Source organism: Streptomyces sp. WAC06614, from assembly GCF_003949795.1.
GTDB lineage: Bacteria > Actinomycetota > Actinomycetes > Streptomycetales > Streptomycetaceae > Streptomyces.
Window position 1 is genome coordinate 1 of record NZ_RPRY01000710.1, and the last position, 1,033, is coordinate 1,033.

Annotated in this window: 2 protein-coding genes; both read right to left on the bottom strand. The window is 68.9% G+C overall.

All coding sequences use genetic code 11. The annotated features are described in order from the left end of the window. Positions 1-795: ABC transporter ATP-binding protein (locus EF918_RS36050; RefSeq protein ID WP_125653010.1), on the bottom strand; the 795-nt coding region annotated here is incomplete at its 3' end. Continuing rightward, positions 782-1,033, bottom strand: a 252-nt coding sequence (locus EF918_RS36055; RefSeq protein WP_369009109.1) for an oligopeptide/dipeptide ABC transporter ATP-binding protein, incomplete at its 5' end; no start/stop codon positions are given. The genes EF918_RS36055 and EF918_RS36050, both read right to left, overlap by 14 nt.

The window sequence follows — 1,033 nt, forward strand, 5'->3', positions numbered from 1 at the left end:
GACCGGGACGGCCGACAGCAGGGCCTGGGTGTAGGGGTGGGTGGGGTGGTCGTAGATCTGGGTGTCGGTGCCCAGCTCGACGATCTTGCCGAGGTACATCACGCCCACGCGGTCCGAGATGTGGCGGACGATCGACAGGTCGTGGGCGATGAAGACGTAGGAGAGGGCGAAGTCCGCCTGGAGGCGTTCCAGGAGGTTGATCACCTGGGCCTGGACCGAGACGTCCAGGGCGGAGACCGGCTCGTCCGCCACGATCACCTCGGGGCGCAGGGCCAGGCCGCGGGCGATGCCGATGCGCTGGCGCTGGCCGCCGGAGAACTGGTGGGGGTAGCGGTTGATGTACTCGGGGTTCAGGCCGACGACGTCCAGGAGTTCCTGGACCTTGCGGCGGCGGTCGCCCTTGGGGGCGACCTCGGGGTGGATCTCGTACGGTTCGCCGATGATGTCGCCGACCGTCATCCGGGGGTTGAGGGAGGTGTAGGGGTCCTGGAAGACCATCTGGATGTTGCGGCGTACCGCTTTGAGGGCCTTGCCGGACAGCCGGGTGATGTCCTCGCCCTTGTACGTGATCGCGCCGGCCGTGGGACGTTCCAGGTTGACGAGCATCCGGGCCACGGTCGACTTGCCGCAGCCCGACTCGCCGACGATGCCCAGGGTCTCGCCCACGCCGAGGCCGAAGGAGACCCCGTCGACCGCCTTGACCGCGCCGATCTGCCGCTTGAACAGGATGCCCTGGGTGAGCGGGTAGTGCTTGACCAGGTCGGTGACCTCCAGGATCGGTTCAGTTCCCGGCACGGAGGCACTCCTTCCAGAAGTGGCAGGCGCTGGTGCGCGGTACCGGTGACTCGGTGACCTGGTAGAGCGGCGGGACGTCGGTGCGGCAGACGGCCTGCGCCATCGGGCAGCGGGGGTGGAAGGCGCAGCCGGGCGGGATGGCGAGCAGGTTGGGGGGCAGGCCCTTGATCGCGTAGAGGTCCTGGCCCTTCTGGTCCAGGCGCGGGATGGAGTCCAGCAGGCCGCGGGTGTACGGGTG